The 18,194-nt window shown below is 67.7% G+C and carries 23 protein-coding genes; 9 read left to right on the top strand and 14 right to left on the bottom strand.

Features of this window, described 5'->3' with window-relative positions:
- Positions 1–146 precede the first annotated feature (146 nt).
- Positions 147–2,009 (bottom strand): M1 family metallopeptidase, encoded by a 1,863-nt coding sequence (locus QE360_RS02685; protein WP_309699113.1) that lies wholly within the window; start codon positions 2,007–2,009, stop codon positions 147–149.
- 99 nt (positions 2,010–2,108) lie between these two features.
- Here QE360_RS02685 and QE360_RS02680 point away from each other — a divergent pair, with 99 nt between their 5' ends.
- Entirely contained in the window at positions 2,109–2,507 is a 399-nt protein-coding gene (locus tag QE360_RS02680; RefSeq protein WP_309699111.1) for an HIRAN domain-containing protein, read from the top strand.
- 103 nt (positions 2,508–2,610) lie between these two features.
- Here QE360_RS02680 and QE360_RS02675 read toward each other — a convergent pair whose 3' ends face one another.
- From QE360_RS02675 to QE360_RS02665, 3 genes are all read right to left on the bottom strand, one after another.
- Positions 2,611–2,847 carry a hypothetical protein gene (locus QE360_RS02675; RefSeq protein ID WP_307103037.1) on the bottom strand — a complete coding sequence of 79 codons (237 nt, stop codon included), beginning with the start codon at positions 2,845–2,847 and terminating at the stop codon, positions 2,611–2,613.
- Between the two features lie 249 nt (positions 2,848–3,096).
- Entirely contained in the window at positions 3,097–3,477 is a 381-nt protein-coding gene (locus QE360_RS02670) for a hypothetical protein (RefSeq protein ID WP_309699108.1), read from the bottom strand.
- Positions 3,474–4,151 (bottom strand): EI24 domain-containing protein, encoded by a 678-nt coding sequence (locus tag QE360_RS02665; RefSeq protein ID WP_309699105.1) that lies wholly within the window; start codon positions 4,149–4,151, stop codon positions 3,474–3,476. The genes QE360_RS02670 and QE360_RS02665 overlap by 4 nt, the downstream gene beginning before the upstream one ends.
- Positions 4,152–4,278: 127 nt before the next feature.
- Here QE360_RS02665 and QE360_RS02660 point away from each other — a divergent pair, with 127 nt between their 5' ends.
- The gene (locus QE360_RS02660) at positions 4,279–5,271 is read left to right on the top strand and encodes an adenosine kinase (RefSeq protein ID WP_309699104.1); all 993 of its coding nucleotides are present in this window, start codon (positions 4,279–4,281) and stop codon (positions 5,269–5,271) included.
- Between the two features lie 104 nt (positions 5,272–5,375).
- Here the strand turns inward: QE360_RS02660 and QE360_RS02655 are convergent, their stop codons facing one another.
- The 8 genes from QE360_RS02655 to hisB form a co-directional block, all read right to left on the bottom strand.
- Complete coding sequence (locus QE360_RS02655; RefSeq protein ID WP_307103046.1) at positions 5,376–6,914, bottom strand: amino acid permease; 1,539 nt, start codon at positions 6,912–6,914, stop codon at positions 5,376–5,378.
- Between the two features lie 189 nt (positions 6,915–7,103).
- Complete coding sequence (locus QE360_RS02650; RefSeq protein WP_309699102.1) at positions 7,104–7,481, bottom strand: histidine triad nucleotide-binding protein; 378 nt, start codon at positions 7,479–7,481, stop codon at positions 7,104–7,106.
- Between the two features lie 17 nt (positions 7,482–7,498).
- Complete coding sequence (locus QE360_RS02645) at positions 7,499–7,813, bottom strand: phosphoribosyl-ATP diphosphatase (protein ID WP_307104744.1); 315 nt, start codon at positions 7,811–7,813, stop codon at positions 7,499–7,501.
- A 32-nt stretch (positions 7,814–7,845) separates the two neighbouring features.
- The gene (locus tag QE360_RS02640; RefSeq protein ID WP_307103050.1) at positions 7,846–8,001 is read right to left on the bottom strand and encodes a hypothetical protein; all 156 of its coding nucleotides are present in this window, start codon (positions 7,999–8,001) and stop codon (positions 7,846–7,848) included.
- Between the two features lie 787 nt (positions 8,002–8,788).
- Complete coding sequence (gene hisF, locus QE360_RS02635; RefSeq protein WP_307103052.1) at positions 8,789–9,550, bottom strand: imidazole glycerol phosphate synthase subunit HisF; 762 nt, start codon at positions 9,548–9,550, stop codon at positions 8,789–8,791.
- Complete coding sequence (gene hisA, locus QE360_RS02630) at positions 9,547–10,281, bottom strand: 1-(5-phosphoribosyl)-5-[(5-phosphoribosylamino)methylideneamino]imidazole-4-carboxamide isomerase (RefSeq protein ID WP_307103054.1); 735 nt, start codon at positions 10,279–10,281, stop codon at positions 9,547–9,549. The genes hisF and hisA overlap by 4 nt, the downstream gene beginning before the upstream one ends.
- Positions 10,278–10,883, bottom strand: a complete 606-nt coding sequence (gene hisH / locus QE360_RS02625; RefSeq protein ID WP_309699097.1) for an imidazole glycerol phosphate synthase subunit HisH — start codon at positions 10,881–10,883, stop codon at positions 10,278–10,280. Before hisH ends, hisA begins: the two co-directional genes overlap by 4 nt.
- Positions 10,880–11,467, bottom strand: coding sequence for an imidazoleglycerol-phosphate dehydratase HisB (gene hisB / locus QE360_RS02620; protein ID WP_309699095.1), 588 nt, complete (start codon positions 11,465–11,467; stop codon positions 10,880–10,882). Before hisB ends, hisH begins: the two co-directional genes overlap by 4 nt.
- Before the next feature lie 72 nt (positions 11,468–11,539).
- Between hisB and QE360_RS02615 the strand changes: the two genes are divergently transcribed.
- Both QE360_RS02615 and fumC read left to right on the top strand, forming a co-directional pair.
- Positions 11,540–12,025 (top strand): SspB family protein, encoded by a 486-nt coding sequence (locus QE360_RS02615; RefSeq protein WP_261269238.1) that lies wholly within the window; start codon positions 11,540–11,542, stop codon positions 12,023–12,025.
- A gap of 190 nt (positions 12,026–12,215) precedes the next feature.
- On the top strand, positions 12,216–13,619 hold the full coding sequence (fumC, locus tag QE360_RS02610; RefSeq protein ID WP_309699093.1) for a class II fumarate hydratase: 1,404 nt from the start codon (positions 12,216–12,218) through the stop codon (positions 13,617–13,619).
- 114 nt (positions 13,620–13,733) lie between these two features.
- On the opposite strand, the gene QE360_RS02605 is transcribed toward fumC, so the two are convergent.
- Positions 13,734–14,360 carry a trimeric intracellular cation channel family protein gene (locus QE360_RS02605; protein ID WP_307103064.1) on the bottom strand — a complete coding sequence of 209 codons (627 nt, stop codon included), beginning with the start codon at positions 14,358–14,360 and terminating at the stop codon, positions 13,734–13,736.
- Positions 14,361–14,494: 134 nt separating this feature from the next.
- Here QE360_RS02605 and QE360_RS02600 point away from each other — a divergent pair, with 134 nt between their 5' ends.
- Positions 14,495–14,803, top strand: a complete 309-nt coding sequence (locus QE360_RS02600) for a glycine zipper 2TM domain-containing protein (protein WP_058715332.1) — start codon at positions 14,495–14,497, stop codon at positions 14,801–14,803.
- Positions 14,804–14,972: 169 nt separating this feature from the next.
- Positions 14,973–15,536 (top strand): glycine zipper 2TM domain-containing protein, encoded by a 564-nt coding sequence (locus tag QE360_RS02595; protein ID WP_309699091.1) that lies wholly within the window; start codon positions 14,973–14,975, stop codon positions 15,534–15,536.
- Positions 15,537–15,594: 58 nt separating this feature from the next.
- Here the strand turns inward: QE360_RS02595 and QE360_RS02590 are convergent, their stop codons facing one another.
- Positions 15,595–15,816: a hypothetical protein gene (locus QE360_RS02590; protein WP_309699089.1), complete on the bottom strand. Its 222-nt coding sequence runs from the start codon at positions 15,814–15,816 to the stop codon at positions 15,595–15,597.
- A gap of 120 nt (positions 15,817–15,936) precedes the next feature.
- Between QE360_RS02590 and QE360_RS02585 the strand changes: the two genes are divergently transcribed.
- The 3 genes from QE360_RS02585 to QE360_RS02575 are packed head-to-tail and all read left to right on the top strand — an operon-like array spanning position 15,937 to position 18,189.
- Positions 15,937–16,674: a hypothetical protein gene (locus QE360_RS02585; protein WP_309699087.1), complete on the top strand. Its 738-nt coding sequence runs from the start codon at positions 15,937–15,939 to the stop codon at positions 16,672–16,674.
- A 49-nt stretch (positions 16,675–16,723) separates the two neighbouring features.
- A complete protein-coding gene (crcB, locus tag QE360_RS02580) occupies positions 16,724–17,098 on the top strand; it encodes a fluoride efflux transporter CrcB (protein WP_309699085.1) in 375 nt (124 codons plus the stop codon).
- On the top strand, positions 17,095–18,189 hold the full coding sequence (locus QE360_RS02575) for an RluA family pseudouridine synthase (protein ID WP_309699083.1): 1,095 nt from the start codon (positions 17,095–17,097) through the stop codon (positions 18,187–18,189). Before crcB ends, QE360_RS02575 begins: the two co-directional genes overlap by 4 nt.
- Positions 18,190–18,194 lie beyond the last annotated feature (5 nt).

The following is an 18,194-nucleotide window of genomic DNA, read 5'->3' as shown; positions in this document are numbered from 1 at the left end:
TGTGAGTGTCGATTAACCGGGGCTAAACGGGTTGGAAAGCGCAGGCGCAACCATATCCGGTGAACGGTGTTGCGGCGGCGATGACTTGAAAATCCGGCGGCGAAACGAGTTTTTCGTTCCTCGTTTCGCCGCGCGGCAGGCTCGTTTTATCGTCCGAGCAGACGGTCGACCGTAACCTGGGTCACCGAATGATAGCCGGGACGCGCCTTGTCATAGATTCGCTTGGCCAGTGCTTGGCCCCATTCGCCCTGTCCCTGAAGCTGCTGGAACAGCGGCGCGACGAACTTGCGGCGGCCCTGCGCGGTCAGGAACTGCTCGGCCGACGCCTCGGCGGGCGGATAGCGGTTGGCGAGCGCGAGGCGCAGCCAGGCGAAGCGGATCTCGCTATTGCCCGTCCCGTTCCAGTGGAAACGTCCGTCGAGCGCGGCGAGCCGTTCGGCGGTCAACTGGCGGGGCAGCTGGTCGAGGAAGCGGACATATTCCTGCGTCGTGACCTTGTCCGGCACCGCCGAGACCGGGCCACCCGCTGCGAAGGCCTTGGCCGCCGCGTCGATCGCGGGGAAGGCGTCGGAGCGGACATGGACCGCATTCGCAGGGATACCGGGCTGATAGACCCATTGGTCGACGCCGATCCTGGCATCCTCGCCGGGCTTGAGCAGGTTCTGGCGCAAGTCGGCCAGGAAGCCGGCGCTCGTCTGCGGCTGGAAGGCATGGCGGTCGAAATAGCCGCGCAGATACGCGTCCCAGCGTGCGCGCCCGACGACGGACTCGATCGTCCGCAGGAAGGTCGCGCCCTTGTCATAGGCGATCTGGGTCATGCCGTCATCGGGGTCGCGCGCGGCATTCAGGTCGAGATGCAGCTTGGTGTCGGGCGACTGAGGGCCACCGGCTTCCTTCACCGCATTCTGCATGTCGGTCCAGGCCAGGTCCGCCTCCATCGCGGCGCGGCGCTTGCCGTACATCGACTCCATGATCCGGTTCTCGAAATAGCTGGTGAAGCCCTCGTTCAGCCAGAAATCGTCCCAGGTCGCGTTGGTGACGAGGTTGCCCGACCAGCTATGCGCCAGCTCATGCGCGATCAGGCTGACGAGGCTGCGGTCGCCCGCCAGCACGGTCGGCGTGGCGAAGGTCAGCATCGGGTTTTCCATCCCGCCGAACGGAAAGCTGGGCGGCAGGACCAGCACGTCATAGCGGCCCCAGCGATAGGGGCCGTACAGCCCCTCGGCGGCGCTGACGAACTTGTCGAGCCCGGCGAACTCCCATGCCGCCTTGTCGAGCATCGCGGGTTCGGTCCAGATGCCGGTATGGGCGCTGAGCGGCTTGAACTTCAGGTCGCCGATGGCGAGTGCGATCAGATAGGGGGCGACCGGCTTGTCCATGCGATAGCTGGCGGTGTGGCGGCCATCGTTGCAGGGCGTCTCGCCGGTCCGTTCTCCGCTCATCACCACGGTCAGCGCGCAGGGGGCGTTGACCGTGGCGTCCCAGGTCTGGCGGATGCCGGGCGAATCCTGGGTCGGAATCCAGCTGCGGTTGAGGATCGCCTCGCCCTGGCTGAACAGATAGGGCTGTTTCTTGCCCGCCGTCTGCTCGGGCGACAGCCATTGCAGCGCCTTGGCCCCCGGCGCGGAGGCATAGGCGATCTTGACCGTGCGCTGGCCGTTCAGCGTGATGGTCAGCGGCGCGCCGTGCACCTTGTCGACCGCGCCGACCGTATAGGGCAGGGGCCGGTTCTGCGCATCGGTGACGGTGACGATGCGCAGGCCGTTGTCGTCGACGACCAGCTGCTGGGCATCCGGCCTGGCATCGACCGACAGGGTCGCGATGCCGCGCATCACATGGGTGTCGAAATCGGCATAGAGGTTCAGCGAGACATGCGTGACCCGCGCCTCCAGCGGTCGGGCATAGCTGTGCACGTCGCGCGCATCGGGGCTGGCCATGACAGGCGCGACGGTCGGGGCGGGGGCGGGGCTTTGGGCGGCGAGCAGCATCGCCAGGGCGGCAACGGACATGGATACTCCGGATGGGACAGGATGATTGCACTATAGCCCGCCCGGCCCGGATTGGGAGGGCTCTGGACCCGGGCGACCGGGATACCCAGTTAGGGGTGCATGGATGAATTGACGCTGGCCGTGGTCGGGATCGACTTTCCCAATGAGGACAAGGCGCGGAGCAACCGACGCTTCGAGCTGCTGGCATCGGCCATCGGCGATCCCGTGACGCTGCGGCCCGAGCCGCGCAATCGGCACGATCCCCATGCAGTCGCGGTGTTCAGCGCGCGGGATGTCCAGGTCGGCTATCTCTCCGCCGAACGCGCGCCGCTGATCGGTGCCCGGATCCGACGTGGCGAGGCGGTGCGCGCCGTCTTTCAGGGGCTGAGCGGATCGGTCGCCTATATCCGGGTCCGCTTCGGCGGCGAGCCGCCAAGCCTGCCGCCGCTACGCCCGGACGCGCCCGCCCAAGGCGATGATTTCTTCCCCGACCCGGACGGCCCCGACTGGGGCGCCTGAGCCCCTGTTACGGACAACAAAAAAGGGAGCCGAAACGGCCCCCTTTTCCGTGCATGTCACCATGCGATGATGGCCGGGGCGGGCACAGACCCGCCCCCGACGATCAGTTGCTGTCCGAGTTGTCGTCCTTGACGATCGCGACGACGCCGATGGCGACCACGCCAGCAGCGATCAGCGCGGCGAGGATGCCGCCGCCGGCCAGCTTGTTGCCCTTGGCGGTCGGAGCCGAGGCGCGGACCGACTTGGCGACCGACAGGCTCGAAGCGGCGTTGGTCGGCGCAGCGGCGACCGGAGCAGCGACGAGGGCGGTGGCAGCAACGGCAGACAGGAACTTCATCATATATAATCTCCCATGGCGAACTACAGCCAAGACGCGGCGTTGTTCTTCGTCCCGATAGCGCATACGCTTCGATCCGCAAAATTGTTCCTGCAGCGCATCAATTTTTTGCAAATGCACGGAACCCTTTTGCAACACCCATAAATCATGAAGATTTGTTAACCACTTGGCATCCCGGCCATGGGCAGGTCGTGGCCATCGCCGGACCTGCGGCGCATTTCATCCACACCGGGAGCCGGTGCCGCCTGCCGGTCAGCGTCCGCCGTCACGCCTGGTCAGCGCCGCGACACAACTGGCGCGGTCGATCGCGCTGCCATCGGGTTCGCGTGCGTCGATATAGGTGACGCGTGGCTCGGCCCCGTCCTTGGGGTAGAGATAGGCGTCGAGGACGCAGAAGCGGCCCTGATATTGCAGCTTGCGTGCAGTCCCCTCGCGCACATCGGCATCGGCCGTGCCGAACAGCTTGGTCAGTCCGGCGGCGTCCTGCCCCAGCACCCGTTCCAGCCCGACGCTGGTATAGGGCACCGGCACCGGGGCCATGCCGCCGGTGCGGACCGGCGCGGCGGTCTGCGGTACGGTACAGCCCGCCAGCGCGATCGGGGGCAGCAGCATCAGCGCGAATGGGCGGTTCATGCCTTACGTCTCATGTGAAAGAAATGGGTCGCCATGCTCGCCCCCAGGACGGGGGCCAGCAGGTTCACCCCCGGAACCACGAACAGGGCGGCGGCGGCAAGCCCCAACAGGAAGCGCGCGGGTCCGGTCGCCTTGCGCCAGCGACGCATGGCGGCCCGGTCCATGTGCCGCGCCGCCACCATGTCGCCCAGATCGCGCGCGAGCAGCCAGGCATTGACGAGCAGAAAGGCCGCCGCCGTGCCCACCCCGGTCGCCAGCAGGACGATATAGAGCGGCAGGAGGATCAGGTTGATCGCGATCACGCGCCCCGCCGACCCCAGCCCTATGGCTACCCCGCGCGCGAAGGGCACCGGCCGCGCGCTTGCCAGCCGGTCGGGATAATGGCGCGCCTCGACCGCGGCGACGATGTCGTCGGCGAACAAGCCGACCACCGCGACCGCCACCGCCCGAAAGGCGAGCCAGAAGGCCAGCAGCTCGACCACCACGGTCAGCGCCGCCGACCATCCGCCCGCCTGCGCGCCCAGCCACCCGCTCAGCGCCGCGCGCACGCCCCACCACAAAGCGATCCCGGCGCCCGCGAACAGGGCGAGCGTGACCGCCAGCGAGCGAAACAGCACGCGGCGGATCGCAGGATCGCCAAGCTGGGCCAGCGACAGGAAAAAGGCGCGGATCATGGCGTCGGGAATGGCGCGGGGCCAAGGCTTGAGTCAATGCGCGGCGGCGGCGTCCGCGCCTCCCTTGCGCGGGGGTAGCGCGCTGACTAGGGCGGCGGCATCACAGCTTTTTCCCGGAGTCCCTTTCTTGACCAACCCCACTTACGACGTGGTGGCGATCGGCAATGCCATCGTCGACATCCTCAGCCCGGCCGAAGATGACTTCATCGCCGAAAACGGCATGACCAAGGGCGCGATGCAGCTGGTCTTCTCGCCCGAAGAGGCCGATGCGCTTTATGCCAAGATGGGGCCGGGGCGCGAGATTTCGGGCGGCTCGGCGGCCAATACGCTGGCGGGGATCGCGGCGCTGGGCGGCAAGACCGCGTTCATCGGCCAGGTCGCCGACGACCAACTGGGCGAGGTCTTCGCGCATGACATCCGGGCGGCGGGCGTCCGCTACGACACGCCGGTCCGCGCCGGACAGCCGACGACGGGCCGCTGCATGATCTTCGTCAGCCCCGACGGGCAGCGGACGATGAACACCTTCCTGGGCGCGTCGCACTACCTGCCTGCCCAGGCGCTTGACCGCGCGCTGATCGCCGATGCCGCCTATCTCTATATCGAGGGCTATCTCTGGGATCCCGAGGAACCGCGCGCCGCGATGCGCGCCGCGATCCAGGTCGCGCGCGAGGCGGGTCGCAAGATCGCCTTCACCGCCTCGGCTGAGTTCGTCATCGACCGCCACCGCGCCGATTTCCACGCTTTGATCGATGCCGGGCTGATCGACGTGATCTTCGCCAACGAGACCGAGATCGTCGCGCTGACCGAGACGGCGGATGTCGAGGCGGGGATCGCCTTCCTGAAGGACAAGGTCGAGACGCTGGTCGTCACGCTCGCCGAAAAGGGCGCGCTGGCGGTGCGCGGTGACGAGCGCGTGACCGTGCCCGCCCAGCCGGTGGACAAGGTGGTCGACACGACGGGCGCGGGCGACCTGTTCGCGGCGGGCTTCCTCCATGGCCAGACGCATGGCCGCGACCTGCAGGCCTCGCTGACCCTGGGTGCCGTTTGCGCGGCCGAGATCATCAGCCATTTCGGCGCGCGCCCGCAGGTCGATCTGAAGGCGCTCGCTGCCAGCCTGTAATCCGCCACCCTCCCCTGGGCCTTGGCCTGGGGGAACGGCAGCGCCCCAAACAGAAAGGGCCGGAGGATCGCTCCTCCGGCCCTTTTCCATGGTCGTGAAACCGATCAGCGATCGAGCGGCCGGGCGACCTCCGGCTGCATCGCGGGGTCCTCGACCACGTCGATGATGCCGCGCCCGACATGGCTGCGCTTGCGGCTGTAGAGGAAGTAGATCAGCAGGCCGACCGCACCCCAGCCCGGCAGGACCAGGATCGCGATCAGCGGCAGCGAGAAGTACAGATAGGCGCACCCGATCATCGCGGCGGGGGCGACGATCCACACCGCCGGGGTGCGGAAGGGGCGCTTGCGGCCCGGATCGGTCCGGCGCAGCACCATCACCGACAGCGCCACCATGAAGAAGGCGAACAGCGTGCCCGAGTTGGAATAGTCGGCCAGCTTGCCGACCGGCAGGAAGGCCGAGGCGATGGTCGCGGCGATGCCGGTGACGATCGTCACGACGTGCGGGGTCCGATAGCGCGGATGCACCGAGGCGAGCTTTTCGGGCAGCAGGCCGTCGCGCGCCATGGTGAAGAACACGCGGGTCTGGCCGAACATCATCATGAGCACGACCGAGGGCAGCGCCAGCGTGGCGGCCAGGCCGATCAGGTTGCCGATCTTTTCCCAGCCGATGGTGCGCAGCACATGCGCCAGCGCCTCGCGCGAGCAGGACAGCGGCTCGGCCGCGCCGCCCGCGACGATCGCCTTGCAGCGATCGGCCAGTTCCGAGGTGCCCGGCGACAGCAGGACGCCCGCGGCGTCCCGCACCGGCTGCGCGCCCAGCGGCGATCCGATCGCGCCCGCCGATACCAGCAGGTAGAAGATGGTGCAGAACAGCAGCGAGGCGATCAGACCGATCGGCACGTTGCGCTGCGGATTCTTGGTTTCCTCGGCGGCGGTCGACACCGCGTCGAAGCCGACATAGGCGAAGAAGATCGACGCCGCCGCCCCCGCGACGCCGGTCAGTCCCGTCGGCATGAAGGGTTCGAAATGCGCGCCGTTCATGACCGGCACCGACAGCGCAATGAACAGGGTCAGCGCGGCGACCTTGATCGCCACCAGGATCGCGTTGACGCGCGCGCTCTCGGTCGTGCCGACGACGAGCAGCCAGGTGACCAGCAGCGAGATGATGACGGCGGGCAGGTTGATGTAACCGCCCGAGGAGGGGCCGTTGACCCATTCCATCGGTATGTCGATGCCCAGCAGGTTGCGGATCTGCCCCACCACATAACCCGACCAGCCGACCGCGACGGCGGACGCGCCGACCGCATATTCCAGGATCAGCGCCCAGCCGACCATCCAGGCGAGCAGTTCGCCCATGACCGCATAGGTATAGGTATAGGCCGACCCCGCGACCGGCACCATCGAGGCCAGCTCGGAATAGCACAGCGCCGCCACCGCGCAGACGAAACCCGCCAGCACGAAGGACAGCATCATGCCCGGCCCCGCCTTTTGCGCGGCTTCGGAGGTGAGGACGAAGATGCCCGTGCCGATGACGGCGCCGATGCCCAGCATGGTCAGCTGGAACGCGCCTAGCGATCGTTGCAGCCCCTTCTTCTCAGCGGTCGCCAGAATGGCGTCCAGAGGCTTAACGCGCCCGAAAATCATGAATGTCCAATCCCCCCAAGGGAAGGGCCGCCCCGACAGGGGGCGCACCCGGCGTTCGGTGAATGATCCGGGAAGTTAGCTGCAATTTTATTACGCGCAATCCCTAAGACGCAGCCGATGCGGTCAGGGGAGGAGAAAGGCGTGCGTTTAAAGCCCCTGCCCCGGCAGGAGGAGGGGCAAGTGGCTCGATCAGCGCGCCAGCATCGGGCCGAGCGGCTTGCCCGCCAGGATATGGACGTGGAGATGCGGCACCTCCTGCCCGGCGTCCGGGCCGATATTCGCCAGCAGGCGGTAACCCGGCGCCACCGCGCCCGCCTCGCGCGCGACACGGCCGACCGCGCGGACGAAGCCCGCAATCTCCGCCTCGCTGGCGCGGGCCGAGAAATCGTCCCACGACACATAGGGGCCGCGCGGGATCACCAGGATATGCGTCGGGGCGTGCGGCGCGATGTCGTGGAATGCGACCGCCCATTCATCCTCATAGACGCGCTTCGAGGGGATTTCGTCGCGCAGGATCTTCGCGAAGATATTCTGGTCGTCATAGGGAAGCGTGGCGTCGATCGGCATCGATAATCTCCGTGGGATCAGCGCGCGCGCGCGGCCTTTTCGTCGTGACCCGATATGCCCTCGCGCCGCGCGAGTTCGGCGCGCACATCGTCCAGCGATAGTCCCGCATCGGTCAGCAGCACGATCAGATGGAAGAGCAGGTCGGCGGCCTCGGACACGATCTTGTCGGGCTGTGCCATGGCGGCGATGACGGTTTCCACCGCTTCCTCGCCCAGCTTCTGCGCGATCTTGGGCCGCCCCTTGGCGAACAGGCTGGCGGCGTAGGAGGTGGCGGCGTCGCCCTCGTCCCGGCGCGCGCGGATCGTGGCTTCGAGGCGGTCGAGCATGTCCATGGCGGCGTGGGTGGCGCAGGCGGCGGGCGGCGTCAATCCTTGCGGTTCCGGCGACGCAGCGCGCGCCGCAAAAACCAGATCGCGCCGATCGCGAAGACGAACAGTGCGATGTCCGACAGCTCGGGATGGCTGCGCAGGCGGACGACGCCGCTATGGCCATTGGCCGGGGTCATGATGGCGAGTGGCATAGGGGATGTTTAGCAGCCTGTTCGGCGGCGGTCATCGGGGGAGATTTCCACGCGAAGGCGTGAAGGTTTTTGGTTCGCGCGGAGGCGCGGAGGCGCGGAGGGTTTCGATTTGGGGCGGGCGCTGGCTCGCGCTTCGAATGTGGGAAGGTCTCCCGATCGAAAGCGATGGCTCCGCAACCCCACCTCCGTTCAGCCTGAGCGAAGTCGAAGGCCACGGGAGTCCGGCGTGCCAAAGGGCAAAGCGGGGCCGCCGCGTGACCAATCTCTCCGCGCCTCCGCGCGAACCAAAAACCTTCGCGGCTTCGCGTGAACCTAATGAACCCAGACCTGCGAACCTGCTGCAGCAAGCGGTTGGTCCGCATCCTCCGACGGTTCGGAATGGCTGTGCAGATCGACGACGCCGTTAGGGTCGTTGGCCGGGGTCGGGATGGCAAGTGGCCTGGGGGGAGCAGCTCTGTTCGGCGGCGGTCATCGGAGAGAGATTCTCACGCGAAGACGCGAAGCCGCGAAGATTTTTTGGTTCGCGCGGAGGCGCGGAGGCGCGGAGGGTTTCGATTTGGGGCGGGCGCTGGCCCGCGCACCGGATGCGGGAAGGTCTCCCGATCGAAAGTGATGGCTCCGCAACCCCTCCGTTCAGCCTGAGCGAAGTCGAAGGCCACGGGAATCCGGCGCGGCAAAGGGCAGGGCGTGCGCTTCGACTTAGCTCAGCGCGAACGGGAGACGGAATCTGTCAAAGGCGCACCAAGCCGCCCGCCCGGAAACCAAACCCCGCGTCGTCGTGCGAACCTCAATGCGCCCGAACCGGCACCCCCGCCGCCGCGAGCGCGCGGTGGGCGTCCGCGATCGAGGCATCGCCGAAATGGAAAATCGATGCCGCCAGCACCGCCGAGGCATGGCCGTCGCGCACGCCCGCGACCAGATCGTCCAGCCCGCCGACGCCGCCCGACGCCACGACCGGCACGCTGGTCCGGTCGGCGATGGTGCGGATCAGGTCGAGGTCGTATCCACCCCGCGTCCCGTCGCGGTCCATCGAGGTGACCAGCAACTCGCCCGCGCCCAGTTCGGCCAGCCGGAGCGCATGTTCGACGGCATCGATCCCGGTCGCGCGCCGCCCGCCATGGGTGAACACCTCCCAGCCATCGGCCGTCCGCCGCGCATCGATGCTGGCGACGCAGCACTGGCTACCGAATCGCTCGGCAATGTCCGAGACGACTTCCGGGCGGCTGACCGCAGCGGAGTTGACGGCCACCTTGTCTGCGCCTGCCAGCAGCAGCGCCCGCGCATCCTCGGCGGTGCGCACCCCGCCGCCGACGGTCAGCGGCATGAAGCACACCGCCGCCGTCCGCCGCACCACGTCCAATATGGTGCCGCGCGCCTCATGGCTGGCGGTGATGTCGAGGAAGCACAGCTCGTCCGCGCCCGCCGCGTCATAGGCGCGTGCCTGCTCGACGGGATCGCCCGCATCGATCAGGTCGACGAAGTTGACGCCCTTGACCACGCGCCCATTGGCGACGTCGAGGCAGGGGATGACGCGCGCCCGGACGGTCATGCGGCCGCCGCCACCGACAGCGCCGCCGCCAGATCGAGCCGACCGTCATAGAGCGCGCGGCCGGTGATGACGCCCTCGACCCCGTCCTGATGGTGGAGCGCCAGCATATGGATGTCGCCGATCCCCGCCACGCCGCCGCTGGCGATCACCGGAATCCGCACCGCGCGGGCCAGATCGACGGTCGCGGGCACGTTGCAGCCCTTAAGCAGACCGTCGCGGCCCACGTCTGTAAACAGCAGCGAGGCGACGCCCGCATCCTCGAACCGCCGCGCCAGATCCTCGACCGACACGTCCGACACATCCGCCCAGCCGCGCGTGGCGACCATGCCGTCCTTGGCGTCGACCGCGACGACGATGCCGCCCGGATAGGCCTTGGCCATGTCGCGTACGAAGTCGGGATTCTCCAGCGCCGCGGTGCCGATCACCACGCGCGAGACGCCCAGATCGAACCAGCGCTCGACATTCTGAGGGTTACGGATGCCGCCGCCCAGCTGGACGTGACCGGGAAAGGCTTTGACGATCGCCTGCACCGCCTCGCCATTGACCGACTCACCCGCAAAGGCGCCGTCGAGATCGACGACGTGCAGATGCTGCGCGCCCGCCTCGGCGAACAGCATCGCCTGATGGGTGGGATCGTCGCCATAGACGGTCGCGCGGTCCATATCGCCCTCGGCCAGACGCACCACTTGGCCGCCCTTCAGGTCGATGGCGGGGAAGACGATCAGGCTCACGGATGCCACTCCAGGAAACGGGTGAGGAAGGAGAGGCCATAACGCTGGCTCTTCTCGGGGTGGAATTGCGCGCCGACCACCGTGTCGCGACCGATCGCGGCGGTGACGGGGCCCGCGTGATCGGTGGTCGCCAGCACATGCTCGCCGGTAAAGGCAAAACTGTGGAGGAAATAGGCCTCGCCCGGCACGATCAGCGGGTGGTCGCGCAATGGGCGGACATCGTTCCAGCCCATATGCGGGACCTTCGCCGCCGGGTCGGTGGGAGCGAGTCGTGCGACTCGGCCGGGAATCCAGCCCAGTCCGCGATGCTCGCCCATCTCCTCGCCCGTGTCGGCGAGCAGCTGCATGCCCACGCAAATCCCCAGGAACGGGCGGGCACGGGTGAGGGCGGCCTCGCGCAGCGCATCTTCCAGCCCGTCGACCGCGCGCAGATTGGCCGCGCACGCCCCGAACGCGCCGACGCCCGGCAACACGATCCGGTCGGCCTTGGCGATCACATCCGGGTCGGCGGTGATGACGACATCGCTCGCCCCCGCCGCGCGCAGGGCATTGTCGACCGAGTGGAGATTGCCCGACTCGATGTCGATCAGCGCCAGCGTCACAACATACCCTTGGTCGAGGGGATGGCGTCGGCCTTGCGCGGGTCGATCTCGACTGCCATCCGCAGCGCACGCGCCAGGCCCTTGAAGACGCTCTCGGCGATGTGATGGTTGTTGTGGCCGTGCAACAACTCGACGTGCAGCGTGATGCCGGCTTCCTGGGCGAAGCTGTGGAACCAGTGCTCGATCATCTCGGTCTGGAGCGTACCCAGCATCGGATTGGAGAAGGGCACTTTCCACACCAGCCAGGGGCGGCCCGAAATGTCGAGCGCGGTGCGGGTCAGCACCTCGTCCATCGGCGACAGCGCCTCGCCGTAGCGATAGATGCCGCGCTTGTCGCCCAGCGCCTTGGCAAAGGCCTGTCCGATCGCCAGCGCGCTGTCCTCGGTCGTGTGGTGCCCGTCGATATGCAGGTCGCCCTCGACCTTGACCGACAGGTCGATCAGCGAATGCCGCGACAGCTGGTCGAGCATATGGTCGAGAAAGCCGATGCCGGTGGCGTTCTGATAGACGCCGGTGCCGTCGAGATTGACGGTGACGTCGATGACGGTTTCCGCGGTGGCGCGGTGGACGGAGGCGGTGCGCATGGCCCCTCCCTTAAACACCTATCCGTCCCATGCAATCTTGACCCGCGATCAAAGGCCGCTAGTCCATGGGCCATGACCGAAGGATTGCCCGACAGCCTCATCCCCTATGACGACATCGTGCAGGAGGCCCTGCGCGCCGTGGTGGGGCGTGTACTCGGCCCGGTGGCGGAGACGGGGCATCTGCCCGGCACCCACCATTTCTACATCACCTTCAAGACCCAGGCGCCCGGCGTCGACATCCCGCAGCGGCTGGTCGAGCGATTCCCGGACGAAATGACCATCGTCCTCCAGAATCGGTTCTGGGACCTGACGGTGGACGAGAATCGCTTCTCGGTGGGCCTCAGCTTCAACCAGGTGCCGTCGAAGCTGGTGATTCCCTATTCGGCGATCACCCGCTTCCACGACCCCGAAGTGCAGTTCGAACTGGGCTTCCACGTCGCCGATGATCCCCAGGGCGATCCCGATCCGCATGATTCGGCCGAGAATGACGAGCCGGTCGCCAAGCCGGTCGAGGACGGCAGCAACGTCGTCGCGGTGGATTTCAAGCGGAAGAAGTAAAACGGAAGCGGAGAAGGACGAGACCCTTCTCCCTCTCCCCCTCGGGGAGAGGGCCGGGGTGAGGGGCTGGGGCCGGGCCTGCACTCCGCCGTCTCGCCAAGCCCCAACCCCTCACCCAACCCTCTCCCCGGAGAGGAGAGGGCTTGATATTCACCGGGAACCCATTCCCCATCCGGTGAGTCCCTAGCCCATGACCCAGACCCCCACCGCTACCCGCACCGAAACCGATTCGATCGGCCCGATCGAAGTCCCCGCCCACGCCTATTGGGGCGCGCAGACCGAGCGGAGCCTCGAGAATTTCCCCTTCGGCGCGCGCGAGCAGATGCCGATCGGCATCGTCCATGCGCTGGCCATCGTCAAAAAGGCCGCCGCGCGAATCAATCGCGGGCACGGGCTGGCGGCGGAAAAGGCCGATGCGATCGAGGCGGCGGCGCAGGAGGTGATCGACGGGCGGCATGACGACCAGTTCCCGCTGGTCATCTGGCAGACCGGCTCGGGCACCCAGTCCAACATGAACGCCAATGAGGTAATTGCGGGCCGCGCCAATGAAATCCTGACCGGCACGCGCGGCGGCAAGAGCCCCGTCCACCCCAATGACGATGTGAATCGCGGCCAGTCGTCCAACGACACTTTCCCGACCGCGCTGCACGTCGCCGCCGCGCTGGCCGTGACGCGGCAGCTTTATCCCGCGCTCGACCGGCTGCACGCCGCGCTGGATGCCAAGGCCAAGGAATGGGATTCGATCGTCAAGATCGGCCGCACCCATTTGCAGGACGCGACCCCGCTGACGCTGGGTCAGGAATTTTCGGGCTATGTCCAGCAACTCGCCAATGCCCGCGCCCGGATCGAGGGGACGCTCCACCGCAATATCCTGCCGCTGGCGCAGGGGGGTACGGCGGTCGGCACCGGGCTGAACGCCCCCCATGGCTTTGCCGAGGCGATCGCGGCGGAAATCGCCGAGGCGACCGGGCTAGACTTCGTCACCGCGCCCAACAAGTTCGAGGCGCTGGCGAGCAATGACGGGCTGGTCGACCTGCATGGGACGCTGAACGTGCTGGCGGTGGCGCTGACCAAGATCGCCAACGACATCCGCCTGCTGGGCTCGGGCCCCCGCTCGGGGCTGGGCGAACTGGAGCTTCCGGCCAACGAACCGGGCAGCTCGATCATGCCGGGCAAGGTCAACCCGACCCAGAACGAGATGCTGACCATGGTCGCCGCGCAGGTGATCGGCAACAATGCCGCCGTCACGGTCGGGGGGCTACAGGGGCATCTCGAACTCAATGTGTTCAAGCCGTTGATCGGTGCGAATGTGCTGCGTTCGATCCATTTGTTGTCGGTCGGCATGGAGAGTTTCGCCGAGCGCACCGTCGAGGGCATGACCGTCAATCGCGACCGGATCACCGACTTGCTCGACCGCTCGCTGATGCTGGTGACCGCGCTCGCGCCAGAGATCGGCTATGACAATGCCGCCAAGATCGCCAAGCATGCGCATCACAAGGGGCAGACGCTGAAGGAGGCCGGGCTGGAACTGGGGCTGGTCGACGAAGCGACGTTCGACCGGGTGGTGCGGCCGGAGTTGATGCTGGGGCGGTGAGGGATTCCCTTGGGCTTCGACTTCGCTCAGCCCGAACGGGGGTTCGGGGATGCTTCCTCGCTCCGTTCAGCCTGAGCGAAGTCGAAGGCCACGCCCCGGCGCTACCGCTCGATCCTACCCCTTCGCCGGATAGGCGGGCAAAGCGAGCCGATACCGGATCGCCGCCCCGCGCAGGGCGAATCCCGCCAGCGCGGCGATCGGCCCGGCCCCAGGCACGCCGAGCGCGCTGAGCAGCACATAGCTGGTCGAGGCCAGCGCGGCGGCGGTGACGTAGAGTTCGGGCCGCATCAGGATCGACGGCTCCCCCGCGATCACGTCGCGGATGATGCCGCCGACACAGGCCGACACCACGCCCAGCATCGCGGCCGGGATCGGCGAGATGCCATAGCCGCTCGCCTTGGCCGCGCCATAGACGGCATAGGCCGCCAGCCCCACCGCGTCGAACCAGTCGAGCGCGCTGCCCCGCCACCAGCGCGCGGGCGTCGCCCAGACCGCGACGGCGGCGACCAGGCAGACGAGCGGCACGCGCGGATCATGCACCCAGAAGACCGGCGCATTGAGCAGCAGGTCGCGCAGCGTGCCTCCGCCGACCCCGGTGATCAGCGCGAAGAAGACCAGCGTCACCATCGTCTGGCGATGCCGCGCGGCGGCCAGCGCGCCCGACACGGCAAAGACGGCTAGGCCCGCCAGGTCGAGCCAGGGCATGACGGCGGGCAGCATGGCGGTCGGTTCGGGCAGCATCGCGCGACCCTAGAGCGATGGACCGGGGTCGGAAAGGGCGCGGCGAAGATGAATGCGGCGTTATCTCATGTTCATGCAACGGACCGTAGAATGCGGACGTTACGGCATCAGATCAAATTGGAAGGATATATCTCATGCGCAAATTGATGCTTGCTCTGGGCTGCACCGCCATGGTCGTCCCCTCGCTGGTCCTGCCGGCCACCGCCGCCGATGCGCAGCGCCGCTACAAGTATCGCGAATGGCGTGACGATCGCGGCCGCGTCCGCTGCCGCAAGCCGGACGGCACCACCGGCCTGGTCGTCGGCGGCGTCGCGGGTGCGCTGCTGGGCCGCACGATCGACACGCGCGGCGATCGTACGCTGGGTACGCTGGGCGGTGCCGCCGTGGGCGCGCTGGCCGGTCGCGAGATCGAGCGCGGCACGAGCAATCGCCGCTGCCGCTGATCCGACGGCGCATCGGGCTCTCAAAGGGGCGTCACCTGCGGGTGGCGCCCTTTTTCGTGGCCGGGCGGGGAGGGCGCCTGTCCCTTCGGTGAACGGCAAGTAGTTTCCGGTTCACGCAACAGTTTGAAAGATGACGGGTTTTATCGGCATCATCATCGGGAGTTGAGTTATGCGTATCGCTATGTTGTCGGTTGCCATGGCCGCCACGGCATTTGCCGCCTTGCCTGCCGAAGCGCAGCGCAATGGTTGGGAAGCGCGGCAGGAATATCGCGAAGACGTTCGCGACGCGCGCCGGGACTATAATCGCGACGTCCGCAACGCCGATTCGCGCCGGGATATTCGGGATGCCCGCCGCGAATATCGCGAGGATGTGCGCGATGCGCGCAAGGATTATCGTCGCGACATGCGCAACGTCCGCTGGCGCAATTACGACTATAACCGGTTCGAGCCGGGCCAGCGCGGCTATTATCCCGAGCGCTATTATCGCGACGGCCGCTTCTATCAGCCGCGTACGCTCGGTCGCAACGACCGCATCTATCGCGGCATGAACGGGCGCTATTATTGCCGCCGCAACGACGGCACCACGGGTCTGGTGATCGGCGGCCTGGCGGGCGGCGCGCTGGGCAATGTGATCGCGGGCGGCGGTTCGCGGCTGCTGGGCACGGTGATCGGTGCGGGCGGCGGCGCGCTGCTGGGGCGGCAGATCGACCGCGGTCAGGTCCGTTGCCGCTGATCGGGCGGCCCGGACGTCAGGACGGCCCGGCGGGGACACCCGCCGGGCCGTTTTGCCATCAGATCAGGCCGCCGCCCAGCATCAGGCGCAGGCCGAAGATCAGGATCAGGATCAGGTTCAGGTTCCGCCCGCTGTTTCGCGACGACAGCGCGCCGATCGCCGCGCCGACGATCGCGATGGGAATGACGAACCAATAGCCCCAGGCGAAGAAGGGCAGGAACGGCACGATCCCGAGCAGAAGCGCGACGAGGCCGATGACGATCGAGAACAGGTTCAGCATGCAATCAAGATGGAGACCGGCCATGCGATTCACAAGTCGCAGCGAAGCTCATCCCGTCACGGGACGGCGGCGGCGGGCGCGTTAACGACCGGCTGGCATCGACATGCTAGGGGTGACGCCATGATTGCCGTGTCGCCGCGAATCCTGATCCCGCTGGTTTGTCTGCTACTTGCCGCCTGTGGCCGCGGCGCGTCCGACGACGATGCGCAGCTGAACGCGCTCGACAACGAACTGGCCGCGATGAACGACGGCAGCCCAGCGCGCGATCCGCAGCTTCGCGAGGCGCTGGCGGGGCAGATCATGGTCGATCCCGGCCTGACCCAGAGCGCCAACGCCAATGCGGTGCGCCCGCCGAATCGCCCCGTGACCGACCAGCTTCCCGCGATGCCGCCGCCCGCCGATCCGGTCGATGCGCGCACCCTGAAGGCCGCGCCCGCGCCGACCCGCGACTGCCCCGAATGCCGTGCCTCGACCAAGGCCTACACGCTGGCCGCGCTGGCGGGGCAACAGGCGCGCAATGCCGGATGCCTGTCGGGCCTGCGTTATGCGGCGGGCTGGGCCGGGCGATTGCCGGGGGCCTTCGCACCCTATCCGGGCAGCCGGCTGGCGGAGGCGGCGGGCAACGACGCCGCTGGCTGCGGCTTGCGTATCGTCAGCTTCCGCGCCGGCGGCGGGGTGGGCAAGGTCGTCGACTATTATTACACCCGCGCCGTCCAGGCGGGCTATACCGCCGAGCACAAGATGGACAGGATGCAGCATGTGCTGGGCGGCACGCGCGGCGAGGCGGCCTATATCCTCTATGCGACCCCCCGTGCGGAGGGCGGCAGCGATGTCGATCTGGTGGTCAAGGGCGGCTGATCGCTTGTCCTTTGCGCATCGCGCGGGGTTGCGCTAGGGAAAGCGGATTATGTCACCGCTTCTTCTCGTGATGCTGGGCGGCGCGCTGGGCTCGGGGGGACGGTATTTGACGGGGCGGGTGCTGACCGATGCACTCGGCCCCGGTTTTCCGTTCGGCACGCTGGCGGTCAACTGGATCGGATGTCTCGCCATGGGCGTGCTGGCCGGGGTGCTGGCGCGCATGGGGGGCAGCGAAGGCTGGCGGCTGTTTCTGGGCGTCGGGGTGCTGGGGGGCTATACGACCTTCTCGGCCTTTTCGCTGGATACCATCACGCTGGTCGAGCGGGGGCAGGGGGCGATGGCGCTGGGTTATGTCGCGCTGTCATTATTGGGTTCGCTGGCCGCGCTGTGGGCGGGGCTATGGATGACGAGGATTTTCGCATGACGGACTTTGTCCGCCAATTCACGGTCGGTTATGACGATGACGGCATCCGGCTTGATCGCTGGTTCAAGCGGCATCTGCCCGACACCAGCTTCACCACCGTCGCCAAATGGGCCCGCACCGGGCAACTGCGCGTCGATGGTTCGCGCGCCACGCCCGGCGACCGGATCGTCGCGGGCCAGGTCCTGCGTGTCCCGCCCGCCGAGCCCGCCCCCGCCGAAAGCAGCAAGCCGACGATGCGGCCGCGCAACATCCTGTCCGAGGACGAAGAGTCCTTCGCGCGCGAGATGGTGATCCACAAGGACCGCGACGCGCTGGTCCTGAACAAGCCGCCGGGTCTGGCGACGCAGGGGGGGACCAAGACGACCACCCATGTCGACGGCCTGCTCGACGCGCTGCAATTCGAGGCGGAGGGGCGGCCCAAGCTGGTCCACCGGCTCGACAAGGACACCTCGGGCGCACTGCTCGTCGCGCGCAATGCCCGCGCGGCGGCGTTCTTCGCCAAGGCGTTTTCGGGGCGGACCGCCAAGAAGATCTACTGGGCGCTGGTCGTCGGCGTCCCCTCGATCGAGGACGGTACGATCGAACTGCCCATCGCCAAGCAGCCGGGCACCGGCGGCGAGAAGATGCATGTCGACGAGGAGAATGGCCAGGCGGCGCGCTCGCGCTACCGGGTGATCGAGCGGGCGGGCAATCGCTGCTGCTGGGTCGAGCTGCAGCCCTTTACGGGGCGCACCCACCAGCTGCGCGTGCACATGGCGGCGATCGGGCATCCGATCGTCGGCGACGGCAAATATGGTGGCGCGGCGGCGTTCCTGACCGGCGGGATCAGCCGCAAGATGCACCTGCACGCGCGGCGCATCCGGGTCGACCATCCCGATGGCGGCCGCATCGACCAGACCGCCGAACTGCCCAGCCACTTCGCCGAATCGATGAACCAGCTGGGCTTCGACGAGATTCGCGGCGACGTCCTGCCCCAGGACGAGGATCGCGGCCCGCCGCCCAAGGACGTGCTGAAGCAGCGCGCCAAGGCGCACGCCAAGCAATATCGCAAGGAACGCCGCGGCGAACGGCGCGGCCGGGGTTCGCGCTGATCGAA

Origin of the sequence: Sphingomonas sp. SORGH_AS_0789, from assembly GCF_031453055.1 — a bacterium.
In the GTDB taxonomy this organism is placed as follows: Bacteria; Pseudomonadota; Alphaproteobacteria; order Sphingomonadales; family Sphingomonadaceae; genus Sphingomonas.
Note: the sequence above shows the minus strand (reverse complement) of the source record. Positions and strands in the feature narration are given on the sequence as shown.